Here is a 25,414-nt window from a genome sequence, read left to right on the forward strand (position 1 = left end):
CGATCCCGACTCAGCTTCCCCGTCGAATCCAGTTCGTCGATTTCCGTCGAATCCAGTCGACATCCTCTCGCACCTCAAGTTCTCAAGGAGCCTCCATGCGCATCGCCGTCCGTGCCTTCAACGTTAATCCCGGTTCTCCCGTCCTCGTCTTCGGCAACGCTCTGGGCACCAGGATGCCCCTGTGGACGTCCGTGGCCGCACGGTTGGCCGACGATTTCCAGATCTTTCTCACCGACCTTCCCGGACACACCGTCGACGCCGGTGATGCCCTCGCCGAGGCGGCCGCCCCGCTGACGATCGAACAGCTGGCTTCCGGTGTCGTCGAGTCCCTCGCCGAGCTCGGGGTGGAGTCCTTCGCATACTGCGGAGTCTCGATCTCCGGCGCCGTCGGACTGACCCTGGCGCTCAACCATCCCGAATCGCTGACCGGACTCGTCGCCTGTGCGACGGCCGAGAAGTTCGGCACCTCGGAATCCTGGGACGAACGCATCGGCGAAGTCCGCTCCGACGGCACCAAGGGCCTCGTCGATGACACCGCTGATCGGTGGTTCGCCGCCGGATTCCTCGGCGAGGACATCGCTACCGGCCACCTCATCCTCACGGACCTCGCACTGGTCGACGACGAGGCTTATATCGCGGCCGCCTCGGCGCTGAAGACCTATGACCTGAGCGGCAAGCTCGGTTCGATCACCACCCCGACACTGGTCATGGCCGGGGCTCAGGATCCCGGCTGCACCCCGGAGGCGATGTCGGAGATGGCCGAGCAGATCGAGGGTGCACGCTTCGTCACGGTCCCGGACTCTGCACACCTGCCGATGGTCGAACACCCCGAGATCGTCGTCGACCACATCCAGGAGTTCTGCGGGCAGCTGTAGGCACATTCGCGCCCACAGGCGATTCTCACGGTAGAGGGACCACATCTGGAGTAGGCTGTGCGAAAGCACAGGCACACCTGCTCAATGAGGAGTGAGAATGTCCCCGCGCCCGAATTCCGCTGAGTTCACATCCACTGAGATCGATCTGCGCTCTCCCGGAGAACGAGAACCCGGCATCAGCCGCACCACCCTGCGAATCCGGTGGACTGGATTCCTGCTGGGCCTCATCTTCTCCACCCTGATTTACGCGATCATGCCTGACGACGTCGGGCATGGTGCCAAACTGACCGCGGCAGTCGCGGTGCTCATGGCGGCCTGGTGGATGACGGAAGCGCTGCCGATCGCAGCGACGTCCCTTGTACCACTCGTGGCGTTCCCCGTACTCGGCACAGACGTCGAGATGGACACCGTCGGCGCCTCCTACGGCAACCCGATCATCTTCCTCTTCCTCGGCGGCTTCCTCATCGCCCTGGCCATGCAGCGATGGAATCTGCACCGCCGCATCGCCCTCGTAACGCTGAGCATCATGGGCGACAAGCCGGGACCGATGATCGCGGGCTTCATGATCGCCACCGGTTTCATCTCGATGTGGGTCTCGAACACGGCGACCGCGGTGATGATGCTGCCGATCGGAATGTCGGTGCTCATGATTGTATCGAAGGTCATGGGCACGGCCCTGGGCGGCGCGGCAGACGCCGCAGAGCAGGTCGGGGAAGCAGCCGACCGCGGCGACAGCGAGGCAGCGAGTCCCAGCGACGGCGGCGACGAGACGGGAATCGGTGCGGTCGTAAAGACGAATTTCGGCACCGCCCTCATGCTCGGCATCGCCTACTCCGCGTCGATCGGCTCGCTGGGCACCATCATCGGAACCCCTCCCAATCTCTTCCTCATCGGCTATCTCAAGGACAACCACGACATCTCCATCGGCTTCGGCCAGTGGATGATCGTTGGTGTGCCGCTGTCGGTGGTGATGATGGCCATCGCCTGGTTCTTGCTGGTCAAGGTCCTGTTCAAACCGGAGATCGACAGGATCCCCGGCGGACGCGAACTCATCCGCGAGGAACTGGCCAAACTCGGCCCCATGTCCACCGGTGAGAAGCTCGTGCTCGCGATGTTCGTCCTCGCCGCCGTCAGCTGGATCTCTCTGCCGCTGATCTTCGAGGAACCGCCGATCAGCGACGAAGGCATCGCCATGGCCGTGGGCCTTCTGCTCTTCCTCATCCCTGGCGGAGCGAACCGCGGAGTCCGACTCCTCGACTGGGATACCGCGGAGAAGCTGCCCTGGGGAGTCCTCCTGCTCTTCGGCGGCGGCCTCGCGCTCTCCGCTCAGTTCTCGGAGTCGGGGCTGACCGAATGGATCGGTGAGACCACGAGCGGCCTCGGCGTCCTGCCGACGATCCTCGTCGTCGCCATCTTCGCCGCCATCATCCTCTTCCTCACCGAGCTGACGTCGAACACCGCGACGGCCGCGACGTTCGTTCCCGTCGTCGGGGGAGTGGCCATGGGACTCGACCTCGATCCGCTGCTGCTGACGATTCCCGTCGCGCTGGCCGCAACGTGCGCCTTCATGCTGCCTGTGGCCACACCGCCCAACGCAGTGGCTTTCGGCTCCGGATACGTCACCGTGGCACAGATGGTCAAGGGCGGCCTGTGGCTCAATGTCATCGGCATCGTCCTCATCACCGCGACCGTCTATCTGCTCGCCGTTCCGGTATTCGGGATCGCTGTGTGAGGTCGAGCGGAACTGGCAGACTGATGACATGACTGAGCTGTTCGAACCGCTGACCCTGCGCGGAACCCAGATTCCCAATCGCATCTGGCTGGCTCCGATGTGCCAGTATTCGTGCGAAGCCGAAGACGGAATGCCCGGCCCCTGGCATCTCGTCCACCTCGGTGCCCGCGCACAGGGCGGATTCGGACTCATCCTCACCGAAGCCTCCGCCGTCGTCCCCGAGGGACGCATCTCACCGCAGGACGCCGGGATCTGGAACGACGATCAGGCCGAATCATGGTCAGCGGTCGTCGACTTCGTCCATTCGCAGGGCAGCGTCATCGGCATCCAGCTCGCCCACGCCGGCCGCAAGGCCAGCACCTATCGCCCCTTCACCGGCGAGCCGAAGGGCAGCGTCCCCGAATCCGACGGCGGATGGCCGACACTCGGCGCCAGCCCCATCGCGTATCCGAAGCTGGCCGAACCGACGGAGATGACGAAGGACGATATCGCCGAGGTGGTCGCCGCCTTCGCCGCTGCGGCCCGCCGTTCCATCGACGCCGGGTTCGACCTCGTCGAACTCCACGCCGCCCACGGCTACCTGCTCCATTCCTTCCTGTCTCCGCTGTCGAACCAGCGCAGCGACGAATACGGCGGTGACCTCGCAGGCCGGTCCCGTCTGCTCCACGAGGTCTATGCGGCCGTGCGCGCCGAAGTCGGTGACGACGTGCCGGTGTTCGTGCGCATCTCGGCCAGCGAATGGACCGACGGCGGTTTCGACGTCGCAGAAGCCGCCGAAGTCAGCCGCGAACTCTCAGAGGCCGGAGTCGACCTCATCGACGTCTCCTCGGGCGGCAACTATCCCGTGCGGATCCCCATCGGGCCCGGGTACCAAGTGTCACTGGCTACAGCGATCCGAGCCGAAGGCGTCCCGACCGGCACCGTCGGACTCATCACCGATCCCAAACAAGCAGAGACCATCCTCAGCACCGGACAGGCCGATGCGATCTTCATGGCCCGAGCCGCTCTGCGCGAACCCTCGTGGCCGCAGCGCGCCGCCCACGTCCTCGGAGCCGAACCCGGACCCTACCCGCCGCAGTACACCCGCGGCGCTTGGTGACTCATCCCTGAACAGCTTGAGCAGAGACACAACACAGCGAGCAGAGGCACAAAAGATTGAGGAGTTTGGAAATGAACACGATCGAAACCGAACATGTCGTCATCCGCTCTATCGCGGTCTCCGAGATGTCGAACAACGTCTACCTCCTTACTGCTAAGGAGACAGGCTCCCAAGTGCTCATCGATGCCGCCGACGATGCCGCGGCGATCACCGAACTCGTCGCCTCGGGGGCCCAGGACACAGAAGCCGAACCGACGCTGCGGGCGATCATCACCACCCACCAGCATTGGGATCATATTCGTGCACTGTCGGACACCTCGGCGAACTTCCCGGAGGCGATGACCATCGCCGGAGCCGCGGACGCGGCCGCAATCACCGAGGCGGAAGGTGTGGAGATCGCGCACTCCGTCGATCACTTCGACGTCGGGGACTTCGGCGGATTCGTCCTCCAAGCCATCGCACTGCGCGGGCACACTCCCGGTTCGATCGCACTGCTGCTGCGCGACGGGGGCCAGACGATCCTGTTCTCCGGCGACTCACTGTTCCCGGGCGGACCCGGCAAGACCTGGTCGGCAGAGGACTTCGCATCTCTCATGGACGACCTCGAAGACCGGGTCTTCGGTGAGCTCCCGGACGAGACGCTCGTGCTGCCCGGACACGGGGACTCGACGACGCTGGGCGAAGAACGCCCGAAACTGGGGGAGTGGCGCGAACGCGGCTGGTGACCGCGGTACTGCCCTCCGCTCAGCGGAGGGTGAAAACGTTCGGCGCGTTTCTCAGCTCGGCAGCGCCGCAAAGCCGATGAGCGCCCAAGCGATCACGAGCAGACCCACGGCGATGATGCCGACATTCCACCGCTTCTCCACGACACGCTGCCCGCCGGGATTGGCCAGCTCTGCGTCGCTGAGCGCCGCATAGCGGTCGAGCACGGCATCGACGGCCGGGTCCGGATTCTCGACGAGCTGGCGCACACCCTGCTCATCCTTCTCCCACTTCTTGCCCTTGCCGGCCAGGGGCCACGAGGCGAACTTCTTCTCGTGAGTGCGCACGCTCAGACCGAAGTGCGTCTCGAAGCCGTCGACGAGATTCCACGGGATCGTCACTGTCTGCAGGGGATTGACCAAGACGAGCTGCTGTCGGTGCAGCTCGACACGGGGATACCGATAGAAGACGAAGACCAAGGTGCCGACGGCCAGCGGGATGCCCGCAGCGGCCAGACCACGCAGCGAAAAATCGCCGAAGACGATCGAGATCACGCCCAGGGCGCAGAGCCCGCCGACGATGAAGAACAGGGCCGTCGAACTCGTCGTCCGCACGACGGTCGGGTCGGTCTCATTGCGATCTATCTCACTGTCAGCCACCTGATCATCCTATCCACTGAGACTGAACAAAAGTTGTCTGTTCTCTTTGTCTCGAAACGGTAACGATTCCGAAATATGCTCATTATGTGGACTCCGTCACAGTCACCAGTGAATTAGCTTTGTTGCAATCCATGTGAAAAACATGAACGCGGTCACATGCGCTTCGGCATCTGCCGAGCAGTTGCATCTGACCGGAATGCACTCCGGTTTTGGGGTGTAAGAACGAGGGTGACTCGCCCTAGAACAACAAGGAGAGAACGTGAACAAGCGCTTCCTCGCGGCTGGTGCCTCTGTGGCTGCCGCTGCAATGGTGCTCACCGCCTGCACACCCCCTGGCGGAGGCGACGACGATGACGCGTCGAAGGACACCGCCGTCAACATCGGTTGGAACGAATCCTTCCGGTCGATGAACACGTTGACCGCCAACGGCAATGCGACCTCGAACGCCATTCTCACTTACATGATGAATGACAACTTCGGGTACTACGACGACAACCTGGAGGTTCAGGAAGGCGCGCTCGGCAAGGTCGAGCAGGTCTCGGAAGACCCGCTCAAGGTCAAGTACACCTTCAACGACGATGCCAAGTGGTCCGACGGCACCCCCGTCGACGCCGCTGACCTGGCGCTGACCTGGGCAGGCACCTCGGCGAACTTCAACACCGTCGAAGCCAACAACAACGACGACGGAACGGTCAAGAAGAACGACGCGAAGACCGTCTACTTCGACTCTTCGACCGCCGGATCGGCACTGGTCAAGAAGTTCCCCGAGATCTCCGATGACGGCAAAGAGATCACCTTCGAATACTCCAAGCCCTACGCTGACTGGCAGACCGAGTTCGGCACCGGTGCCGACGGCGTCGGTGTGCCCGCGCATATCGTCGCGGAGAAGGCGCTCGGAGTCGACGATGCCCAGGAGGGCAAGGACGCGATCCTCAAGGCGATCAAGGACAAGGACACCAAGGCCCTGTCGAAGATCTCGAACACGTGGAACACCGGGTTCGACTTCACCTCGATGCCGAAGGATGAGGACCTGCTGGTCCACAACGGTCCGTACAAGATGACGAAGTTCGAAGAGGGACAGTACGTCACCCTCGAACTCGACGACAAGTACACCGGACCGGTGAAGCCCAAGGTCAAGACTGTCACGGTCCGCTACAACGGCGATCCGATGGCCATGATCCAGGCGATCGAGAACGGCGAGGTCGATATGACTCAGCCGCAGGCGACTGCCGACGTCCTCTCCGCTGCCGAGAAGATCGACGGTGTGACCGTCGATGCCGCGGACGGTGCGACCTATGAACACGTCGACTTCACCTTCGACAACAAGGGTCCCTTCGACCCTGCTGCGAACGGCGGAGACGAGGAGAAGGCAAAGAAGGTCCGTCAGGCATTCCTCAAGGCGATGCCGCGTGAGGACATCGTCGAGAAGATCATCAAGCCTCTCAATGACAAGGCCGTCACCCGTGATTCCTACTCACAGGTGCCCGGATCGCCGATGTACGACGCGATCACCAAGGTCAACGGCGTCTCCGACGCGGCTGACGGTGACGTCAAGGCTGCGAAGAAGCTGCTCAAGGAAGCCGGAGTCGACGCCCCGACCGTGCGTGTCATGTATGACAACACGAACTCGCGTCGTCAGCAGGAGTTCCAGCTGATCAAGGAATCGGCTGAGAAGGCCGGCTTCAAGATCAAGGACGTCGGAGATGTCAACTGGGGTACCCGCCTCGGCGACGGCACCTACGATGTCTCGCTGTTCGGCTGGCAGTCCGAAGGCACCGGAGTCACTGAGAACGATGCGAACTTCCGCACCGGCGCTCAGAACAACTACGGCGGCTACTCGAACAAGAAGATGGACAAGATCCTCGACAAGCTGCTCGTGTCCAAGGAGGACCAGCAGCAGGATCTGCTCATCGACATGGAGAAGCAGCTGACCGAAGATGCCTTCGGCGCGCCGATCTTCCAGTTCCCCGAACTGACGATCTACCGCGACAGCGTCAAGAACGTGAAGTCGACGTCCGTGTCGCCGACGATGTTCTGGAACTACTGGGAGTGGGAAGTCAACTGATCCGCGACTGACGCGATCGGTTCTTCTCCACCCAAGCCTTCTGTGGGGATCACTGTGTGATCCCCACAGCGGCGTTTTCGGAAGATTGAAACGGAACCCCCATCATGATCAGATTCATCCTCCGACGATTGCTGTCGACGGCGCTCGTGCTCCTCGTCGTCACTTTCGTCCTCTACCTGCTCCTCAACGTCGCGCTCGACTTCTTCTGGGACCTGCGCGCGAGCACCTCACCGAACATCGAAGCTCTCTACGAGTCGCGTCGACGGCTCCTCGATCTCGACACACCTGCAATCGTCCGCTACTTCAAGTGGCTGGCAGGCGTGGGCGGCTGCGCCATCGGCCAATGTGACTTCGGCATCGCCTGGAAGTCCGGTCAGGAAGTCACCGATCAGCTGCAGGGCGCGATCATCAATACGATCAAGCTCATCACCGCCTCGACGATCGTGGCCATCATCCTCGGCATCGCCGTCGGTATGATCTCGGCTATCCGCCAGTACTCGGGCTTCGACTACTTCATCACCTTCGTCTCGTTCCTCCTCTACTCGCTGCCCGTCTTCTGGGTGGCGGTGCTGCTCAAGCAGTACGGAGCGATCGACATCAACAACTTCATCAACGATCCGACCCTGGAATCCTGGTGGCCGATCATCATCGGCTGCATCGCCATGGGCTTGTTCTGGATGGGTGCGCTCGGCGGCAGCGCGAAGCGTCGAGTCATCACCTTCGTCGCCGCCGCGGTCATCACCTTCGCCACGATCTACTACATCCTCGCCAGCGGCTGGATGCAGCACCCGACGATCGGCCTTTTCGGCGTGGTCGTCATCGGAGCCGGCGCGGCCATCGTCATGACGTACCTGTCGACGGGGCTGAAGAACCGTCGCGTGCTCTACGCATCACTGACGACAGTGGTCATCGGCGCGCTCCTGTACTGGCCGTTGATGAACCTCTTCTACTACGTCGACATGAACTGGCTGTGGATGTTCGGGCTCTTCATCGTCGCCATCGCCATCGCCATCGGCGTCGGTCTGGCATTCCGGGGACCGGATCCCTGGGACACCGCACGTACGACGAGCTTCACCGCCATCATCGTGGCCGTGCTCATCTTCGCCGACCGCGTGCTGCAGGGATGGCAGAAGTATTCGGATGACCCGGCCATCAACAACCGTCCGATCGCGACGATCGGCGCCTCGGCGCCGAACATCGACGGCGACTTCTGGATCACGAACCTCGACTCGTTCACCCACCTCCTGCTGCCGTCGATCGCCCTGGTGCTCATCTCCTTCGCCTCGTACACGCGCTACACCCGCGGTTCGATGCTCGAGGTCATGGGGCAGGACTACATCCGCACGGCACGGGCAAAGGGCCTCAACGAGCGCACGGTCATCATGCGGCACGCTATGCGCAACGCGCTGCTGCCGCTGGCCTCGGTCGTTCCCGTCGACATCATCACGATGATCGGCGGCGCCGTCATCACGGAGACGATCTTCGGCTGGAACGGAATGGGCAAGCTCTTCATCGACTCGCTGCGCAACGCCGAGCTCGATCCGGTCATGGCCTACATCCTGATCACGGGCCTTCTCGCCATCATCGCAAACCTGGTCGCGGACTTCCTCTACGCCGTCCTCGACCCGAGAATCCGAGTGAACGCATGAGTACCAACAACGACAATCAGAACGCTCTCGCTCTCGACGAAGTCGGGGACAATGCGATCGAGTCGAAAGAAACCGAAGGTCTCTCCCAGGGCAAGATCGTCCTGCGCAAGTTCCTCCGTCACAAAGGCGCGATGATCTCCATCGTCGTCCTCGTGCTCGTGGCGATCTTCGCCTTCAGCGCACAGGGCTTCGGTGCCGTGCCGGGATGGTGGAAGTTCAGCCATACGGCCTCCGGGCCCGTGGTCAACCCCGGCGGCGCACCGACGTGGTCGTTCTCGAACTTCTTCTCTCTCGGCGACCACCCGTTCGGACAGGATGAGATCGGCCGCGACAACTTCTCGCGAGTGATGAAGGGAACCCAGATCTCACTCGTCGTCATGTTCATCATCGGCATCGTCTGCCTGATCATCGGCACGGTCGTGGGTGCAGTGGCGGGCTACTACCGCGGCTGGGTCGATTCGGTGCTCATGCGCATCACCGACGGCTTCATCATCCTGCCGGTCATCGTCGTCGGTTCGATCCTCGGCGTCCTCGTCGGTGGTGCGAACGGACCGCTGCTCGGTGTGGCACTCGGCTGCATCCTCTGGGTCGGCCTCGCTCGTCTGGTCCGCGGTGACTTCATGTCCTTGCGCGAGCGCGAATTCGTCGATTCGGCACGCGTGGCCGGAGCCAGCGATTTCCGGATCATGTTCAAGCACATGCTGCCCAACGCCATGGGCGTCATCATCGTCAACACGACGCTGATCATGAGCCAGGCGATCGTCCTCGAGGCCTCTCTGAGTTACCTCGGCTTCGGCATCAAGCCACCCGGCATCTCGCTGGGTCAGCTCATCAGCGAATACCAGACATCCTTCGCCACCCGCCCGTGGCTGTTCTGGTGGCCCGGTCTGTTCATCATCGTCATCGCTCTGTGTGTGAACTTCATCGGCGACGGTCTGCGCGACGCGTTTGACCCGCGGATGAAGACCATCCCGAGCTGGAGAAAGATGAAGAAGGCCGAGCGCATGGCACAGAAGGAGACGAAGTGATGGCTGAGAAGAAAGCAGACACCCAGCCGAAGAAGGGCTCTCCGATCCTCGAGGTCAACGACCTCGGAGTACAGTTCTGGGTCAGCGACGAATGGTGGATGGCCGCCGAACACCTCGACTACACCGTCAACGCCGGTGAGGTGCTCGCGATCGTCGGCGAGTCCGGCTCGGGCAAATCGCAGTCGAGCATGTCTCTGCTCGGCCTCCTGCCGACGAACGGTCGGGCCACCGGCTCGGCGAAGCTCAACGGTCGTGAGCTCATCGGGATGCCGCAGGAGAAGATGCAGACCGTGCGCGGCAACGACATCTCCGTGATCTTCCAGGAGCCGATGACTGCGCTCAACCCGGTCTACACCGCCGGGTACCAGATCGTGGAGACGTTACGCGTCCACCTCGACATCGGCCCGCGCGAGGCGAAGGAGCGGGCGCTCGAACTCATGCGTCTCGTCGAGATCCCGGATCCGGAGGACCGATTCAATTCGTTCCCGCACCAGCTCTCGGGCGGTCAGCGTCAGCGCATCATGATCGCGCAGGCTCTGGCCTGTCAGCCGAAGCTGCTCATCGCCGATGAGCCGACCACGGCGCTCGACGTCACTGTGCAGGCCGAGATCCTCAAGCTCATGCGCGAGCTCAAGCACAAGCTCGATGCCGGCATCATCCTCATCACCCACGATATGGGCGTGGTGGCGGACATGGCCGACCGCATCATCGTCATGCGCGCCGGCAAGGTGGTCGAGTCGGGGACTGCGGAGGAGATCTTCTACAAGCCGCAGCACCCGTACACGAAGCAGCTCCTCGCGGCTGTGCCCCACCTCGGCACAGGGACCGACAGCGAAGTCTTCGGCGGCAGCCTCGACGATGTCGAGGCCTCGCTGTCCGATATCAGCACTGATCAGGCCTCGCACGCTGATGACCCGGTCGGGCAGCCGGACACCGGTGCCGGCGGTGACGGCCTCACCGAAGCAGGAGCGGCCGATATGGCCGTGGCCGAGGCACGAGCGCAGGCGACCGAGCAGGACCGACCCGATATCGAGATGGACTCCACGGAGACGTACTACCATCCCGGTTCGCAGGCGGACTTCTCGAAGCCCTCGGCCCTGCAGCTGCGTGACGCCGCGATCGAGTATCCCTCGATCGGACGGAAGAAGGCCTTCCGCGCGGCCCACCACATCAATCTCATGATCGCCCCCGGCGAAGTCGTGGGCCTGGTGGGGGAGTCGGGCTCGGGCAAGACCACGATCGGACGCGCCGCTCTGGGGCTGCTGCCCACTGTCGAAGGCGACATGGTCGTCAACGGCACGAGCATCAAGGGACTGAGCAACAAGCAGATGCGGCCCCTGCGCAAGGAAGTCGGAATCGTGTTCCAGGATCCCGGTTCCTCGCTCAACCCGCGACTGCCGGTCGGGGAGTCGATCGGTGAGCCTCTCTACCTCCACGAGGGGATGAAGGGCCCGGCGCTGAGCAAGCGAGTCGAAGAGCTGCTGACCTCGGTCGAGTTGCCGACTTCGATGCGCAACCGCTATCCGCATGAGCTCTCCGGCGGCCAGCGTCAGCGCATCGGCATCGCCCGTGCACTGACACTGCGACCGAAGCTGCTCATCGCCGACGAGCCGACCTCGGCGCTCGATGTGTCCGTGCAGGCGAAGGTCCTCGACCTGTTCGAAAGCCTGCAGAAGGAATACGGCTTCGCGTGCCTGTTCATCAGTCACGACCTGGCCGTGGTCGAGCGCATCGCTGAGCGCATCGCCGTGATGCGCCACGGCTACCTCGTCGAGATCGGCCAGTCCTCGCAGGTCGTGTCGAACCCTGTCCACCCCTACACGCAGCGTCTGCTTTCGGCGGTTCCGGTTCCGGATCCGAAGGAGCAGCGCAAGCGCAGGGAAGCCCGGGACGCGGTTCTCGAAGCCACGATGAACGCCTGAGTCCGCCCACTCTGACGGCCACCTGCACGCGAGAGCGTGCGGGTGGCCGTACAATTGTCTTTTGGGTCCGGGCTGGACCGATCTCTCTATCTCAAAAAGGTTCTTGATGACTGAAGCCATCACACGACGGGAAAACCGCCGAAACGTAGCAATCGTCGCACACGTCGACCACGGCAAGACCACGCTGGTCGATGCCATGCTCCGGCAGACCGGTGTGTTCAGCGAACACGGCGACTTCGCCGAACGCGTCATGGATTCAGGCGACCTCGAACGCGAGAAGGGCATCACCATTCTCGCGAAGAACACCTCGGTCCTCTACAACGGGCCCTCTGCCGGTGACGAGCACATCGTCATCAACGTCATCGACACTCCGGGCCACGCCGACTTCGGCGGAGAGGTCGAACGCGGACTGTCCATGGTCGACGGCGTCGTCCTCCTCGTCGACGCTTCCGAAGGTCCGCTTCCGCAGACCCGCTTCGTCCTGCGCAAGGCGCTGGCCGCGAAGCTGCCCGTGATCCTCGTGATTAACAAGACCGACCGCGCCGATGCCCGCATCGACGGAGTCGTCGAGGAAGCCCAGGATCTGCTTCTGGGACTGGCCTCCGACCTCGCCGATGAAGTCCCGGACCTCGACGTCGACTCCGTCCTCGACGTGCCCGTCGTCTTCGCCGCCGCGAAGGCAGGTGCCGCCTCCCTCGAACAGCCCGCCGATGGAGCGGTCCCGGACAACCCCGACCTCGAGCCGCTGTTCAAGACGATCCTCGAGACGATCCCGGCACCGGAGATCAACTCCGATGGCGTTCTCCAGGCGCACGTCACGAACCTCGACGCCTCACCGTTCCTCGGCCGTCTGGCGCTGCTGCGCATCTTCGGCGGCACTCTGAAGAAAGGCCAGCAGGTTGCTTGGGCTCGCGGAGACGAGATCAGCTCGGTGAAGATCACCGAGCTGCTCGAGACCCAGGGCCTCGACCGAGTGCCCGCCTCGGAGGCCTCGGCCGGTGACATCGTCGCCGTCGCCGGCATCCCCGACATCATGATCGGTGACACGCTCACCGACATCAACAACCCGAAGCCGATGCCGGCGATCATCATCGACGATCCGGCGATCTCGATGACGGTGGGCATCAACACCTCCCCGCTGGCCGGCCGTGAGAAGAACACGAAGGTCACCGCGCGCATGGTCAAGGACCGCCTCGACCAGGAGCTCGTCGGCAACGTCTCCCTCAAGGTCGTCCCGACCGAACGCCCCGACGCCTGGGAGGTCCAGGGCCGCGGTGAGCTGGCTCTGGCCATCCTCGTCGAGCAGATGCGCCGTGAGGGATTCGAACTCACCGTCGGCAAGCCTCAGGTCGTGACCAAGCAGGTCGACGGCAAGGTCCACGAGCCCTTCGAAGAGCTCACTGTCGACGTGCCGGAGGATTACCTCGGCGCCGTCACCCAGCTGCTGGCTGCACGCAAGGGCGTCATGTCGACCATGACGAACCACGGCACCGGCTGGGTGCGCATGGAGTTCAAGGTTCCGGCTCGCGGCCTCATCGGCTTCCGTACCCGGTTCCTCACCGAGACCCGCGGCACCGGAATCGCGAACACGATCTCCGCCGGATATGGACCGTGGGCCGGCAACATCGAATTCCGCATCAACGGATCCCTCGTGGCCGACCGTCCCGGAACCGTGACCCCGTACGCGATGATCAACCTCCAGGACCGCGGATCGTTCTTCGTCGAACCGACCTCCGAGGTGTACGAGGGCCAGATCGTGGGCGAGAACTCGCGCGCCGACGATATGGACGTCAACATCACGAAGGAGAAGAAGCTGACGAACATGCGTTCGGCATCGGCTGACAACTTCGAGAACCTCACCCCGCCGCGCAAGCTGACCCTCGAAGAGAGCCTCGAATTCGCCCGCGAAGACGAATGCGTCGAGGTCACCCCGGGCGCCATCCGCATCCGCAAGGTCGAACTCGATCAGAAGGAACGCGCAAAGCTCTACGCGAAGTTGCGCCGCCAGAACGCCTGAGTCGGAATTCCACTTCCGGCAGCACCGAATGACCTCGAGCACCCAGGAACCAATGACTGATACGCCACGCGTCCTCCTCGTGCACGCTCATCCCGACGATGAGACGATCACGACGGGCGGCACGATCGCCGCATTGGTCTCCGAGGGTGCCGAGGTCATGGTGCTCACCGCCACCCGCGGTGAGGGCGGCGAGGTCATCCCCGCCGACCTCAAACAGCTCGAAGGTGATCGTGCCGGACTCGCGCGGGTCCGGGAACAGGAGATCGCCGAGGCGATGCGTGCTCTGGGCGTGCGCATGCACACCTTCCTCGGCGGGACCACCCGCACCTTCGAGGATTCGGGAATGGAATGGGGACCCGACGGGCACGCCCGGCCCGCTGCGTCGATGACCGACAACGCCCTGTGCGCGACTGATGTCACCACTGTTGCCAGGCACATCGCCGCCGTCATCGATGCCCTCGAACCGCACGCGGTCATCACGTATGCCGCCAACGGCGGATACGGGCACCCCGATCATGTGCGAGTGCACGAAGCCACGACGATGGCCTTCGACCTTGCCGAATGGCGGACCGGTCGGCTCCTCTATGTCGACACCCCCACCGAGGTGGCACGCCGTTCGTTCGACCCGAACCAGGACGGTTTCGCACTGACCGGCTTCGCCGCCGCCGAGACGATCCCGGCCAAACCCCCGGTCGGCCAGATCGTCATCGACCAGGACGTCACCTCGGTGCTGCCGGCGAAACGGGCGGCCCTCGAGGCCCACCGCACCCAGGTGAGTGTGTCCGGCGGCTTCTTCGCCCTGTCCAACGGCGTCGGCCAGAAGATCGGCGACCACGAATTCTTCTCCATCGGGGCCGGGACCCCGATCCCGCACGAGATCCTCAGCGCCGGACCGGCTCCGCACGTGCTCACCGGGCTCGACATCGCAGCGGTCGAGGCTCAGCAGAACACGGCAGCGGCCGCACCCCTGCGACGTCGTCGCGAACCTCGGAAACCGGGGATCTTCGCCTACCTCCACGCCGCGGTGCTCGGACTGCTCATCGCTTTCCTCGGCACCATGCAGCACCTCAACGTCACGGTGATCAACCTCGGTGAGACTCCGATCATCCTGCCGTGGGGAGTCGTGCTGGCCCTTGCCCTGGCGGCTGCGGGACTGTGGCATCTGAAGACGATGTACCGCAGCAGCGCCCCGATGCTGGTCGCCGCCGTCATCATCGCCGTGCTGTCCTTCGCCTTCGGTCAGCCGAAGTGGCTGCCCGGCTCAGATATGATCGTCACCGGACTGCTTCGTTCAGTTGTGTGGCTGCTCGGACCGATGGTCCTGGCCGCTGTCTTCTCCTTCATCAACGTGCGCGGGCACGATCGCACTCGCTAGACTCGTGCGAACCGCACCGAATCAGTCGTTATCGACACCCTCGGGAGAATGATGCCGACCAATACCTTGCATGATGGAACCTCGAACCCCGGCGGGCCCGACCCGTCCGGCGGCGTTGCCCGGAAGAAGTCGGTCTGGCCGTTCATCCTCGTGGCCGTCATCGTACTGGCCGCCATCTACGTGGTGATCGGCTTCTTCAGCGGTCGTATGCTGGCACCGGGGACGACCGTGGCCGGAATCGACATCGGCGGCAAGTCCGCGACAGACGCCGAGAACACTCTGCGGAACGACCTGCGCGACGATGCTGAGAAGAGCATCGTCCTGAAAGCCGGAGAGCCGACCGCGAAGCTCGACCCGGAGAAGGCCGGAATCACCTTCGACGCGGAAGCGACAGTCGAGCGCATCACCGGCTTCAGCCTCGACCCCACCGTCATCTGGGACCGCCTGTTCGGCGAAGACGAGGTCGATCCCGTCATCGCGGTCGACGAGGAGAAGTTCGACAAGGAGACCGCGAAGGTCACGGAATCCCTCGCAGTCGAACCCAAGGACGCCGAACTCGAGTACAAAAAGACCACACCGCAGGTCAAGGACGGCAAGAAGGGACAGACCGTCGACTCCGCCGCCGTACGCACCGCCGTCGACGAGAAATGGCTGCGCACCGAGGATGCTCTGCCGGTGACCCCGAAGAGCGTCGATCCCGATATCACCACCTCTGAGGCCGAAGACATGGCCGAGGAATTCGCGAAAGATGCCGTGAGCAAGGACCTCACGATCACCGCGAAGCCCGCAAAGGATGCGGACTCCGAGGTCAAGGGCGGTGACCTCACAGTGTCCCCGAAGACCGTTGCGAAGACACTGACTTTCAAAGCTGAGGACTCGAAGCTCAAGCCCGTGTTCGATCAGGAAGCGCTGCAGAAGGCAGTGCTGGACGCGAACAAGGACATCGGCCGACCGGCCGAAGACGCCAGTTTCAAGATCAAGGAAGGCAAGCCCGAGGTCGTGCCCTCCCGCGACGGAATCGGGATCAAGGCCAAGGAGCTGACCACCGCAGTCACTGATGCCATCAACGGCAAGGACGACAAGCCGACCGTCACGCTGGCCTCCGTCAAACCCGAATTCACGACGAAGGACGCGAAGAAGGCCGATGTCTCCGACACCGTGTCCCACTTCTCGACCGGGTACAGTTCCGAGCCCAACCGCGATACGAACCTGCGGGTGGCTTCGAAGAAGGTCTCCGGAACCGTGCTCCAGCCCGGTGAGCAGTTCTCCCTCAACGAGGCTCTGGGCCAGCGCACCGCCGCAAACGGCTACAAGCCTGCCGGCGTGATCTCCGAAGGGCAGATGAAGGAGGACTACGGCGGCGGCGTCTCACAGGTATCGACGACGCTGTTCAATGCCGCGTTCTTCGCTGGTTTCGACCTCGACGAGCACCAAGCGCATTCGCGCTATATCTCCCGTTATCCGGAAGGCCGAGAGTCGACCCTCGACTGGTCCTCGATCGATATGAAGTTCACGAACAACTCGAAGACCCCGGTCGTCCTCGATATGTACCTCAAAGACGGAGAGGTCCACGCGAAGGTGTTCGGCGTGAAGAAGTACGACGTGTCGGCGGATGCCTCCGACCGGTTCAACCACACCTCGCCGGGTTCGGTCACCGAAAGCGGACCGTCGTGCTCACCGCAGTCGCCGAAGGGCGGCTGGTCGATCCGAATCACTCGGACCATGAAGGACATCGCTTCGGGCAAGACCACGAAAGACGGCTTCACCACGGTCTACCGGCCCGTGAACAAGGTCGAGTGCAAGGGCTGAGCCGACTTCTGCAAGACGGCAAACCTCTGAGCGCGACGGCAGCGACATCCCGTCAGCCGGGCTGGCCTGCAGCCGGTCAGCGTGCCTCGGCGTACCAGGAACGGTGCCGCACAGTCGCACCGAGTGAGTCGAAGAGGCCCAGCGACGCCTCATTGCTCGATTCGATATCGACGAGGTAGGACCTGACTCCGCGCTGGGCAAGCAGTGCGGCCGCAGCGGCGGTCACAGAGCGTCCAGCACCTCGTCGCCGCAGGTCGGGGCGCGTGATGAGGTTCGTGATGACACCCCACTTGCTGCGCTCGGCGACTCTGCACGCGGCGACCATCGACTTGGAGCCATCGGGATGTTCGGCATAGGCGGTGACGAACTCACACGGCTGATCGGCTTCGATGAGCGTTCGGAACGCCTCTGCGGAACCCGGTTCCTCACCGGGGCTGCGCTGGGACGTCCACGCGGCGAAATGCTCGGAAGTCGGCGCATCGGAAACGTCGATGATCAGCCCGGGAGCGGCCGCCTCGGCGGGGGAGGACGCACCACCGGCCGCCTCGGTCGTGGCACCGGTGAGCAGCAGGGTGGCCTCTGACGGGGTGTATCCGCGAGCCGAGAGCAGGGGTGCGAGCCCCTCGCATTCGGGAGCCAGCGTCGAGGAATCGTCCGCGGAATAGATCTGGACGCGACTGGGCCTGCCACGGGTCCGATACCACTCCTCGACGGCGTCGAGTCCCTGTTCCCAACCCAGACCCGAATCGGTCACGGGCAGGCAGGAATTGGCACGCCGGGTCGCGGAATCCGAATGACGCAGCAGCCAGCCCTTCTGCAGCAGGCTGACCTCGGCAGCTGCCTCGGTGCCCTCGTTCCGCAGATTCTCCACGTGCAGCCAGGACACATCCTCAGGCAGCCACGCAGCTGCGGAGATGCGCCGCAGATCCACGGCGGAGACGATCTCATGCGTGCGCCCGGCCTTCGTGGGAGCCGGTGGCACTTCGTGGACGAGGAGGACCTGGTCGCGGGCGATGCGCAGGGGACCGCGCTTCGTATCGATCTCGAGCCCCGCCTCGTCGACGGCTGTGACGACGCCGAGGGCATCGGACGTCGAATGGGTGTCACCGGGCTCGAGCGAATACCGCACGACCACTCGTCTGCCGGGCTGCAGATCGTCCACTTCTGGCCTTCCTCCGCGAAATTGATGCCCTCCCACCCTATGACACGCCGGACCCGGTCGGGCGCAGGCCTCAGCGGCCATGTCAGATGCAATGCGAATCACCTGAGACGGGTGGTCACAGGAATCGGCCGAAGGCGTATTGTGGGATGTATATGCGCACCATCTGTGAGTCTTGCGAGGAGTCAGCCCAGTGACGTACATCATTGCCCAGCCGTGTGTCGACCTCAAGGACAAGGCCTGCATCGACGAATGTCCCGTCGACTGCATCTACGAGGGCGAACGCAGCCTCTACATCCACCCCGACGAATGCGTCGACTGCGGGGCGTGCGAACCCGTGTGCCCCGTCGAGGCGATCTTCTACGAAGACGATGTGCCCGATGAGTGGGAAGAGTACTACAAGGCCAATGTCGAATTCTTCGACGATCTCGGTTCGCCCGGAGGCGCTGCGAAGCTCGGCAACACGGGCAAGGACCACCCGATCATCGCCGCCCTGCCGCCGCAGAACCACGACGACTGAACGATGACGAACGCTTTCGGACTCGACCTTCCGGACTACCCCTGGGACCGACTCACCGAATTCCGGAATCGGGCCGCCGAGCACCCCGACGGAGTGTGTGACCTCTCCATCGGCACGCCCGTCGACCCGACCCCCGAGGTGATCAGGCAGGCCCTGTCGGACGCATCTGATGCCCACGGCTACCCGACGACTGCCGGTACTGCGCAGCTGCGCGAGGCCATCGCCTGGTGGTACGAGAACTGGCATTCGGTCCAGCTCGATCCCGCCACAGAGATCCTGCCGACAGTAGGTTCGAAGGAGCTCGTCGCCTGGTTGCCGACGCTGTTGGGGCTACGCGAACGCGGACTAACCGTCGCCTGTCCCTCCGCCGCCTACCCGACGTACGAGATGGGTGCGACGATCGCCGGGGTCGAATGCCGCCGTATCGACGCCGGGCAGATCGTCGACGGAGCCTCCTTGGACGGCGTTGGTCTGCTGTGGATCAACACTCCGAGCAATCCGACCGGTGAGGTCCTCGATGTCGACACCCTCGCCGAGGTGGTTCGCCGTGCTCGTGCCGCCGGAGTCGTCGTCGCCTCGGATGAATGCTACGGACTGCTCAACTGGGAATCCGATCAGCCGGCAACGAGCGTGCTGTCGGCCGCGGGGGAGTCCTTTGACGGTGTGCTGAGCGTGTATTCGATGTCGAAGCAGTCGAATCTCGCCGGTTACCGGGCGGCGTTCGTCACCGGTGATGCCGAGCTCATCTCCGATCTCACACGGTCACGCAAGCATGCGGGAATGATCGTGCCGTTCCCGATCCAGGAAGCCATGGTTGCCGGACTGCGCGACTCCGAACACGTGTTGGCGCAGAAGGAGACCTACCGGTCGCGGCGCGAGCAGCTGCGTTCGGGGCTCGAGGCCTTCGGATTCCGCATCGACCATTCGACCGCCGGCCTCTACCTGTGGTCGACCGCGGACAAGAACTGCTGGGAGTCCCTGGCTGACCTCGCCGAACTCGGCATCGTCGCGGGTCCCGGCGAGTTCTATGGGGCGGCGGCTGCCGATCATGTGCGGATCGCGCTGACCGCCACAGACGAACGTATTCGGGCGGCGGCCGAGCGTCTTCGCGGCGCCGCGAATTGATCGCGGAGAGGGATTCTGCGGGCGGACGCGGGCGGTTTCCGAGCGTCCGCTAAGTTTCCATTGAGACTTCGTTCAGGGCGAAAAACTGTCATCTGCCCTGATCAGACGTATTACCGTCAAGTAAATGCAGGGTGCAGTGATTTTCTGATTCCCGCAGTTGTCGGTAGTCTTTGAAAGAACTGTGCAAGACACCTCAGGAAGTTCTTGGGGTCGGTCAACGGTGAGGAGATCGAATGACTTCGGAGGCGAACCTCAGGATCGCTGATACGGAGCTGACACTGCCCGAGGTGTCAGCAACAGCGGGCAACAACGGATACCGTATCGGTTCTCTGCTCAAAGAGACCGGTTCGGTCACATACGATCCAGGGTTTGCCAACACCGCAACCACCTCGTCGTCCATCACCTACATCGATGGTGACAACGGTGAACTGCAGTACCGCGGGTACCCGATCGAACAGCTCGCGGAACAGTCGAACTTCGTCGAAGTCTGCTACCTCCTCATCTACGGTGAGCTGCCGACTCAGGAACAGTACGACGCCTTCGACGCCCGCCTGCGCGGACACACCATCGTCCACGAGGACCTGCGACGCTTCTTCCGTGCGTTCCCGTATGACGCTCATCCGATGCCCATGGTGGCAGCGGCCGTCGCGGCTTTGTCGACGTTCTACCAAGATGACCTCGATGTCTTTGACGAAGACCAGATCGACACCTCGTCATTCCGTCTGCTCGCGAAGATGCCGACCATCGCTGCTCTCGCGCACAGGAAGAACATGGGCCTGCCGGTCATCCATCCGGACAACTCGCTCAGCCTCGTGGAGAACTTCCTGCGTGTGAACTTCGGCGTTCCCGCTGAGGAGTACGAGCCGGATCCGCTGGCGGTCAAGGCCATGGACCAGCTGTTCATCCTCCACGCCGATCACGAGCAGAACTGCTCGACCTCGACGGTTCGCCTCGTCGGCTCCTCGCAGGCCAACGTGTTCCAGTCGATCTCGGCCGGCGTCAACGCCCTGGCCGGACCGCTGCACGGCGGCGCGAACTCCGCCGTTCTCGAGATGCTTGAGCAGATCTCGGCTTCCGATGACGGACCGAAGAAGTTCATGGAGCGCGTGAAGAACAAGGAAGACGGCGTCCGTCTCATGGGCTTCGGTCACCGCGTGTACAAGAACTACGATCCGCGCGCGAAGATCATCAAGAAGACGGCTGACGAGGTCCTCGCCCGTTCCGGCGGCGACCCGCTGCTCGAACTGGCTCAGCAGCTCGAAGAGATCGCGCTGGCCGACGACTACTTCGTCGAGCGCAAGCTCTACCCGAACGTCGACTTCTACACGGGCCTCATCTACAAGGCTCTCGGATTCCCGACGAATATGTTCACCGTGCTGTTCTCGGTCGGCCGTCTGCCCGGCTGGATCGCTCAGTGGCGCGAGATGATCAAGGATCCCGAGACGAAGATCGGCCGTCCTCGCCAGATCTACACGGGCGAGTACAACCGGAACTATATGGACATCAGCGAACGCTGAGTCCCCTCACGGCACGTTGAGTGCCGCGTGAAGACGCAACGGCGTCGGAGCAGAGAATTCTCTGCTCCGACGCCGTTGCGCATTCACTATTTCCATTCACTCGGTTTCTGGCGCAGCGACCAGTACCGGCAGGTACGTGAATGCGCTGAGGGCGCGTCCACTTGAAGTGAACGCGCTCTCAGGGGGTTTGGCCGGCTCTCCGATCAGTGCAGGTCGGGGTTGAGCTCGATGCCCTTGGAGTCCCGGGAGATCGCCTCGACGGTGCCGGTGACCGAATTGCGGCGGAAGAGGATGTTGTTCTTCCCGCTGAGTTCGGAGGCCTTGACCACGGCATCGTCTTCGCCGGGGACCGTGACGCGGGTGCCGGCGGTGATGTAGAGACCGGCCTCGACGATGCAGTCATCGCCGATGGAGATGCCGACACCGGCGTTCGCACCGAGCAGGCTGCCTGAGCCGATGGAGATGCGGTGTGTGCCGCCTCCCGACAGCGTGCCCATGATCGAGGCGCCGCCGCCGATGTCCGAGCCGTCGCCGACTACGACGCCCTGCGAGACGCGGCCTTCGACCATGGCCGAGCCGAGCGTTCCGGCGTTGAAGTTCACGAAGCCTTCGTGCATGACAGTGGTGCCGGGAGCCAGGTGAGCGCCGAGGCGGACACGGTCGGCATCGGCGATGCGCACGCCGGAAGGGATGACGAAGTCGGTCATCCGCGGGAACTTGTCGAGACCGTACACGGCGACTGGACCGCGGGCGAGGAGCTTGGCGCGGGTGGCCTCGAAGTCCTCGGGCGAGCAGGCGCCGAAGGACGTCCACACGACGTTGGCGATATGACCGAAGATGCCGTCGAGGTTGACATCGTTGGGAGCCACGACGCGGTGGGACAGCGCGTGCAGACGCAGGTAGGCATCGGCCGCCGAGGCGGGACCGGCGTCGAGATCGATCGTGGTGGTGACGACCTCGGAACGGGTGCCGCGAGCCTCATCGGTGCCCACCAGGGCGTCGAGGCCATCGTCGGCGGCACGGGCGGTGGCGGCCGCCTCGGCGGTGTCATGGGTATCTCCCGTGCTCAGGGCGGGGTACCAGACGGAGAGGACGGTGTCGGAGTGAATCGTGGCGAGTCCACGTGCGGAAACAATGCGTTCTGTCATGCCTCAAGCCTAGACGGTGGCGCCGTACTAGGCTAAGAAACATGACTGTCGATCCATCTGCTGAGACTGATGCCATATTCGCGCCCGACGGAGACCTCGGTGACTACCTGTTCGCCGCACTGAGCGACCCGGCCGAACTCACCGGCCGCCTGTGCGCCGTCGAATCCGTGTCCGGGAACGAAACAGCCCTGGCCGATGCCGTCGTCGACGTGCTGGAGCGGATCAGCGCAGGACCGGGACCGGACCTGGAGATCCTCCGCGACGGAGACACCATCATCGCTCGCACGAACCTGGGCCTGGACGAGCGGATCGTCGTCGCCGGCCACCTCGACACCGTCCCCGTCGAAGACAATCTTCCGCCCGTGCGCACACACATGTCCGGCGAGAACTACCCAGATGACGAGGTCATCTGGGGCCGAGGTGCCTGCGATATGAAGGCCGGAGTGGCGATGCAGCTCTCCACCACGGCCGCCCTGACCGCACCGAATCGCGATGTCAGCTGGGTCTTCTACGACCACGAAGAGGTTGATGCCTCGCTCAACGGGCTCGGCCGCGTCTCCCGCAACCACCCTGACTGGCTCGCCGGTGACTTCGCGATCCTCGGAGAACCGTCGAATGCCTCCGTCGAGGGCGGCTGCAACGGAACCATCCGCGTCGACGTCACCACCACCGGAGTCCGCGCCCATTCGGCTCGCGCATTCATGGGCGTCAACGCCATCCACGCAGCTGCCGAGGTGCTCACCCGGCTCGCCGAGTTCGAAACCGACACGGTCACGGTCGATGGCCTCGACTACCGCGAATCCCTGTCCGCCGTGAACATCCACGGTGGAGTCGCTGGCAACGTTGTGCCCGACGAATGCGTCGTGTCCGTGAACTATCGCTTCGCCCCGAGTAAATCCGCCGCCGAGGCGGAGGCCTTCCTGCGCGAGCTGTTCACTGGATTCGACGTCGTCGTCACCGATGCCGCCGAGGGTGCACGTCCCGGCCTCGACCGGGCGATCGCCCAGGACTTCATCGACACGCTCGGTCTGTCTCCGGCGCCCAAGCTCGGCTGGACCGATGTGTCACGGTTCAGCGCACTCGGCGTTCCGGCGGTGAATTTCGGTCCCGGCAACCCGCTGTACGCCCATAAGTCGGATGAGCATGTGAGAGTCACCGAGGTGGAACAGGCCACCGCAACTCTGCGCAGCTACCTCCAGGGCCGGTGATTGAGATGACCAGAGCGACAGATGATCCGACAGGCGATGCGATAGGCGCCCCCGTCAGCGATCCAGCCGGTGCTCCGTCCGATGAGGCGGCAGGCGCCCCCGAAGGCGAACCCGCATCCGACCCCGGCTTCTACAGCAAGGGTCCGCTGCGGCTGAGCGGTGGCCAGGTGCCCGAGACGACGACGGACCAACGTCTCCTCGAATCGAAGTCGGGGACCGACTGGGTTCATGAGGATCCGTGGCGCGTGATGCGCATCCAAGCCGAGTTCGTCGAAGGATTCGGCTCTCTGGCCGAGATCGGACCGGCCGTGTCGATCTTCGGCTCGGCACGTCTGAAAGCCGGCACCCAGGCCTACGCAGACACCCGAGAGATCGCCCGACGCATCGCCGAGAACGGCAATGCGATCATCACCGGCGGGGGACCCGGAATCATGGAGGCCGGCAACCTCGGCGCGTGCGAGGGCGGGGGAGTGTCCATCGGGCTCGGCATCGAGCTGCCCTTCGAAACCGGACTCAACGAGCATGTCGAACTCGGCGTGAACTTCCGCTACTTCTTCGTCCGCAAGACCATGTTCCTCAAATACTCGCGCGGATTCGTCGTCATGCCCGGCGGCCTGGGCACACTCGATGAGCTGTTCGAAGCCTTCACCATGGTCCAGACCGGCAAGATCACCTCCTTCCCGATCGTGCTCTTCGGAACCGACTACTGGGGCGGGCTCGTCGACTGGATGCGCGATACTCTCCTCGCCGCAGGCACGATCAGCGAAGCCGACATGAACATGTTCACCCTCACCGACGACATCGACGAGGTCGTCGCCGCAATCGGACCGGGAACGAACCCGAACAGTGCGAACTCCGCCGGATCGAATCCAGTGGACGGCCGATCATGAGAGGCGACAGCTCAGCAGTGCCGGAGACCGAACGATTCGATCTGGCCCACGCCCGCCCCGGAAACCCGGCGATCATGGCCGTGATCAACCGCACCACCGATTCCTTCTACGAATCCGCAGCCACCCACGACGAGGCGATCGCCGCCGTGGAGGCAGCAGCCACCGCCGGTGCCCATATCGTCGATATCGGGGGAGTGCGCGCCGGCCGCGGTCGAGAGATCTCCGTGAGCGAGGAGATCGACCGTGTGTGCCCGACCATCGAAGCCGTCGCCAGTTCCCACCCGCACATGCTCATCAGCGTCGACACCTGGCGTCATGAGGTGGCCGAGGCCGCCTGCCGGGCCGGTGCGGGACTGCTCAACGACACCTGGGCAGGGGTCGACCCCAAACTCGCCGAGGTGGCCGCCCGGCACGATGTCGGCATCGTCTGCTCCCACACAGGGGGACTGGATCCGCGCACCGACGCCCACCGCAACCGCTATGGTCTGCAGGCCGGTGACGTCGTCGACTCCACCTTGTCCGGCGTCATCGACCTCGCCGAGGCTGCCCGTGCAGCAGGTGTGCCCGAGGACCGGATCATCATCGATCCCACTCCGGACTTCGGGAAGAACACCTACCACTCGCTGCGGCTGCTGCGTGAACTCGAACGGTTCACCGCCACCGGCTATCCGGTGCTGCTGGCGATCTCACGCAAGGACTTCGTCGGCGAAGCGATCGGAGACGTGGCCCCGCAGGACCGTCTGTTCGGCACGATCGCCGCGACCGCACTGGCCATCGAGAAGGGTGCGGCGATGATCCGCACCCACGATGTGCGGGCCACTGCCGACGCCATCGATGTGACCGTGGCGATCACCGGTGAAGCGGCACCGAAACACACCGTGCGCGGACTGCGCTGAGGGGTCCGCGCACCCGCCT

General features: G+C 63.8%; 20 protein-coding genes. 17 read left to right on the plus strand and 3 right to left on the minus strand.

The window, feature by feature from the left end; translation table 11 throughout:
• The first annotated feature begins 95 nt into the window (after positions 1-95).
• The 4 genes from BEP01S_RS07940 to BEP01S_RS07955 all read left to right on the plus strand — a co-directional run bounded on the left by BEP01S_RS07940 (position 96) and on the right by BEP01S_RS07955 (position 4,431).
• Complete coding sequence (locus BEP01S_RS07940; protein WP_062242079.1) at positions 96-875, plus strand: alpha/beta fold hydrolase; 780 nt, start codon at positions 96-98, stop codon at positions 873-875.
• A gap of 97 nt (positions 876-972) precedes the next feature.
• The gene (locus BEP01S_RS07945; protein WP_062242081.1) at positions 973-2,607 is read left to right on the plus strand and encodes an SLC13 family permease; all 1,635 of its coding nucleotides are present in this window, start codon (positions 973-975) and stop codon (positions 2,605-2,607) included.
• A 28-nt stretch (positions 2,608-2,635) separates the two neighbouring features.
• Complete coding sequence (locus tag BEP01S_RS07950) at positions 2,636-3,706, plus strand: NADH:flavin oxidoreductase/NADH oxidase (RefSeq protein ID WP_062242083.1); 1,071 nt, start codon at positions 2,636-2,638, stop codon at positions 3,704-3,706.
• A gap of 71 nt (positions 3,707-3,777) precedes the next feature.
• Positions 3,778-4,431 (plus strand): MBL fold metallo-hydrolase, encoded by a 654-nt coding sequence (locus BEP01S_RS07955; RefSeq protein ID WP_062242085.1) that lies wholly within the window; start codon positions 3,778-3,780, stop codon positions 4,429-4,431.
• A 51-nt stretch (positions 4,432-4,482) separates the two neighbouring features.
• Here BEP01S_RS07955 and BEP01S_RS07960 read toward each other — a convergent pair whose 3' ends face one another.
• Entirely contained in the window at positions 4,483-5,067 is a 585-nt protein-coding gene (locus tag BEP01S_RS07960) for a hypothetical protein (protein WP_062242087.1), read from the minus strand.
• Between the two features lie 259 nt (positions 5,068-5,326).
• On the opposite strand from BEP01S_RS07960, the gene BEP01S_RS07965 reads away from it, so the two are divergent.
• The 7 genes from BEP01S_RS07965 to BEP01S_RS07995 all read left to right on the plus strand — a co-directional run bounded on the left by BEP01S_RS07965 (position 5,327) and on the right by BEP01S_RS07995 (position 16,932).
• Positions 5,327-7,132 (plus strand): ABC transporter family substrate-binding protein, encoded by a 1,806-nt coding sequence (locus tag BEP01S_RS07965; RefSeq protein WP_062242089.1) that lies wholly within the window; start codon positions 5,327-5,329, stop codon positions 7,130-7,132.
• A gap of 104 nt (positions 7,133-7,236) precedes the next feature.
• Positions 7,237-8,781, plus strand: coding sequence for an ABC transporter permease (locus tag BEP01S_RS07970; RefSeq protein ID WP_062242091.1), 1,545 nt, complete (start codon positions 7,237-7,239; stop codon positions 8,779-8,781).
• Positions 8,778-9,809, plus strand: a complete 1,032-nt coding sequence (locus BEP01S_RS07975) for an ABC transporter permease (RefSeq protein ID WP_062242093.1) — start codon at positions 8,778-8,780, stop codon at positions 9,807-9,809. Before BEP01S_RS07970 ends, BEP01S_RS07975 begins: the two co-directional genes overlap by 4 nt.
• Positions 9,809-11,731: an ABC transporter ATP-binding protein gene (locus tag BEP01S_RS07980; protein ID WP_062242095.1), complete on the plus strand. Its 1,923-nt coding sequence runs from the start codon at positions 9,809-9,811 to the stop codon at positions 11,729-11,731. The genes BEP01S_RS07975 and BEP01S_RS07980 overlap by 1 nt, the downstream gene beginning before the upstream one ends.
• A 106-nt stretch (positions 11,732-11,837) precedes the next feature.
• A complete protein-coding gene (gene typA / locus BEP01S_RS07985) occupies positions 11,838-13,748 on the plus strand; it encodes a translational GTPase TypA (protein ID WP_039210565.1) in 1,911 nt (636 codons plus the stop codon).
• Positions 13,749-13,800: 52 nt separating this feature from the next.
• Positions 13,801-15,123, plus strand: coding sequence for a PIG-L family deacetylase (locus BEP01S_RS07990; RefSeq protein WP_039210568.1), 1,323 nt, complete (start codon positions 13,801-13,803; stop codon positions 15,121-15,123).
• Between the two features lie 48 nt (positions 15,124-15,171).
• The gene (locus BEP01S_RS07995; RefSeq protein WP_244882158.1) at positions 15,172-16,932 is read left to right on the plus strand and encodes a VanW family protein; all 1,761 of its coding nucleotides are present in this window, start codon (positions 15,172-15,174) and stop codon (positions 16,930-16,932) included.
• Between the two features lie 76 nt (positions 16,933-17,008).
• On the opposite strand, the gene BEP01S_RS08000 is transcribed toward BEP01S_RS07995, so the two are convergent.
• The gene (locus BEP01S_RS08000; protein WP_062242097.1) at positions 17,009-18,094 is read right to left on the minus strand and encodes a GNAT family N-acetyltransferase; all 1,086 of its coding nucleotides are present in this window, start codon (positions 18,092-18,094) and stop codon (positions 17,009-17,011) included.
• Positions 18,095-18,284: 190 nt separating this feature from the next.
• On the opposite strand from BEP01S_RS08000, the gene fdxA reads away from it, so the two are divergent.
• The 3 genes from fdxA to BEP01S_RS08015 all read left to right on the plus strand — a co-directional run bounded on the left by fdxA (position 18,285) and on the right by BEP01S_RS08015 (position 21,253).
• Entirely contained in the window at positions 18,285-18,611 is a 327-nt protein-coding gene (fdxA, locus tag BEP01S_RS08005; RefSeq protein WP_039210571.1) for a ferredoxin, read from the plus strand.
• Between the two features lie 3 nt (positions 18,612-18,614).
• Positions 18,615-19,736, plus strand: a complete 1,122-nt coding sequence (gene dapC, locus BEP01S_RS08010) for a succinyldiaminopimelate transaminase (RefSeq protein ID WP_062242099.1) — start codon at positions 18,615-18,617, stop codon at positions 19,734-19,736.
• Positions 19,737-19,969: 233 nt separating this feature from the next.
• A complete protein-coding gene (locus BEP01S_RS08015) occupies positions 19,970-21,253 on the plus strand; it encodes a citrate synthase (protein WP_039210573.1) in 1,284 nt (427 codons plus the stop codon).
• A 203-nt stretch (positions 21,254-21,456) separates the two neighbouring features.
• On the opposite strand, the gene dapD is transcribed toward BEP01S_RS08015, so the two are convergent.
• Positions 21,457-22,401, minus strand: coding sequence for a 2,3,4,5-tetrahydropyridine-2,6-dicarboxylate N-succinyltransferase (gene dapD / locus BEP01S_RS08020; RefSeq protein WP_062242101.1), 945 nt, complete (start codon positions 22,399-22,401; stop codon positions 21,457-21,459).
• A 41-nt stretch (positions 22,402-22,442) separates the two neighbouring features.
• Here dapD and dapE point away from each other — a divergent pair, with 41 nt between their 5' ends.
• The 3 genes from dapE to folP are packed head-to-tail and all read left to right on the plus strand — an operon-like array spanning position 22,443 to position 25,395.
• Positions 22,443-23,609, plus strand: coding sequence for a succinyl-diaminopimelate desuccinylase (dapE, locus tag BEP01S_RS08025; protein WP_062242103.1), 1,167 nt, complete (start codon positions 22,443-22,445; stop codon positions 23,607-23,609).
• Positions 23,610-23,614: 5 nt separating this feature from the next.
• Positions 23,615-24,499, plus strand: a complete 885-nt coding sequence (locus BEP01S_RS08030; protein ID WP_083532623.1) for an LOG family protein — start codon at positions 23,615-23,617, stop codon at positions 24,497-24,499.
• Positions 24,496-25,395, plus strand: coding sequence for a dihydropteroate synthase (gene folP, locus BEP01S_RS08035; protein ID WP_083532624.1), 900 nt, complete (start codon positions 24,496-24,498; stop codon positions 25,393-25,395). The genes BEP01S_RS08030 and folP overlap by 4 nt, the downstream gene beginning before the upstream one ends.
• Positions 25,396-25,414: the final 19 nt, after the last annotated feature.

The sequence above is a fragment of the Brevibacterium epidermidis NBRC 14811 genome, from assembly GCF_001570805.1.
GTDB classification, from domain to species: domain Bacteria; phylum Actinomycetota; class Actinomycetes; order Actinomycetales; family Brevibacteriaceae; genus Brevibacterium; species Brevibacterium epidermidis.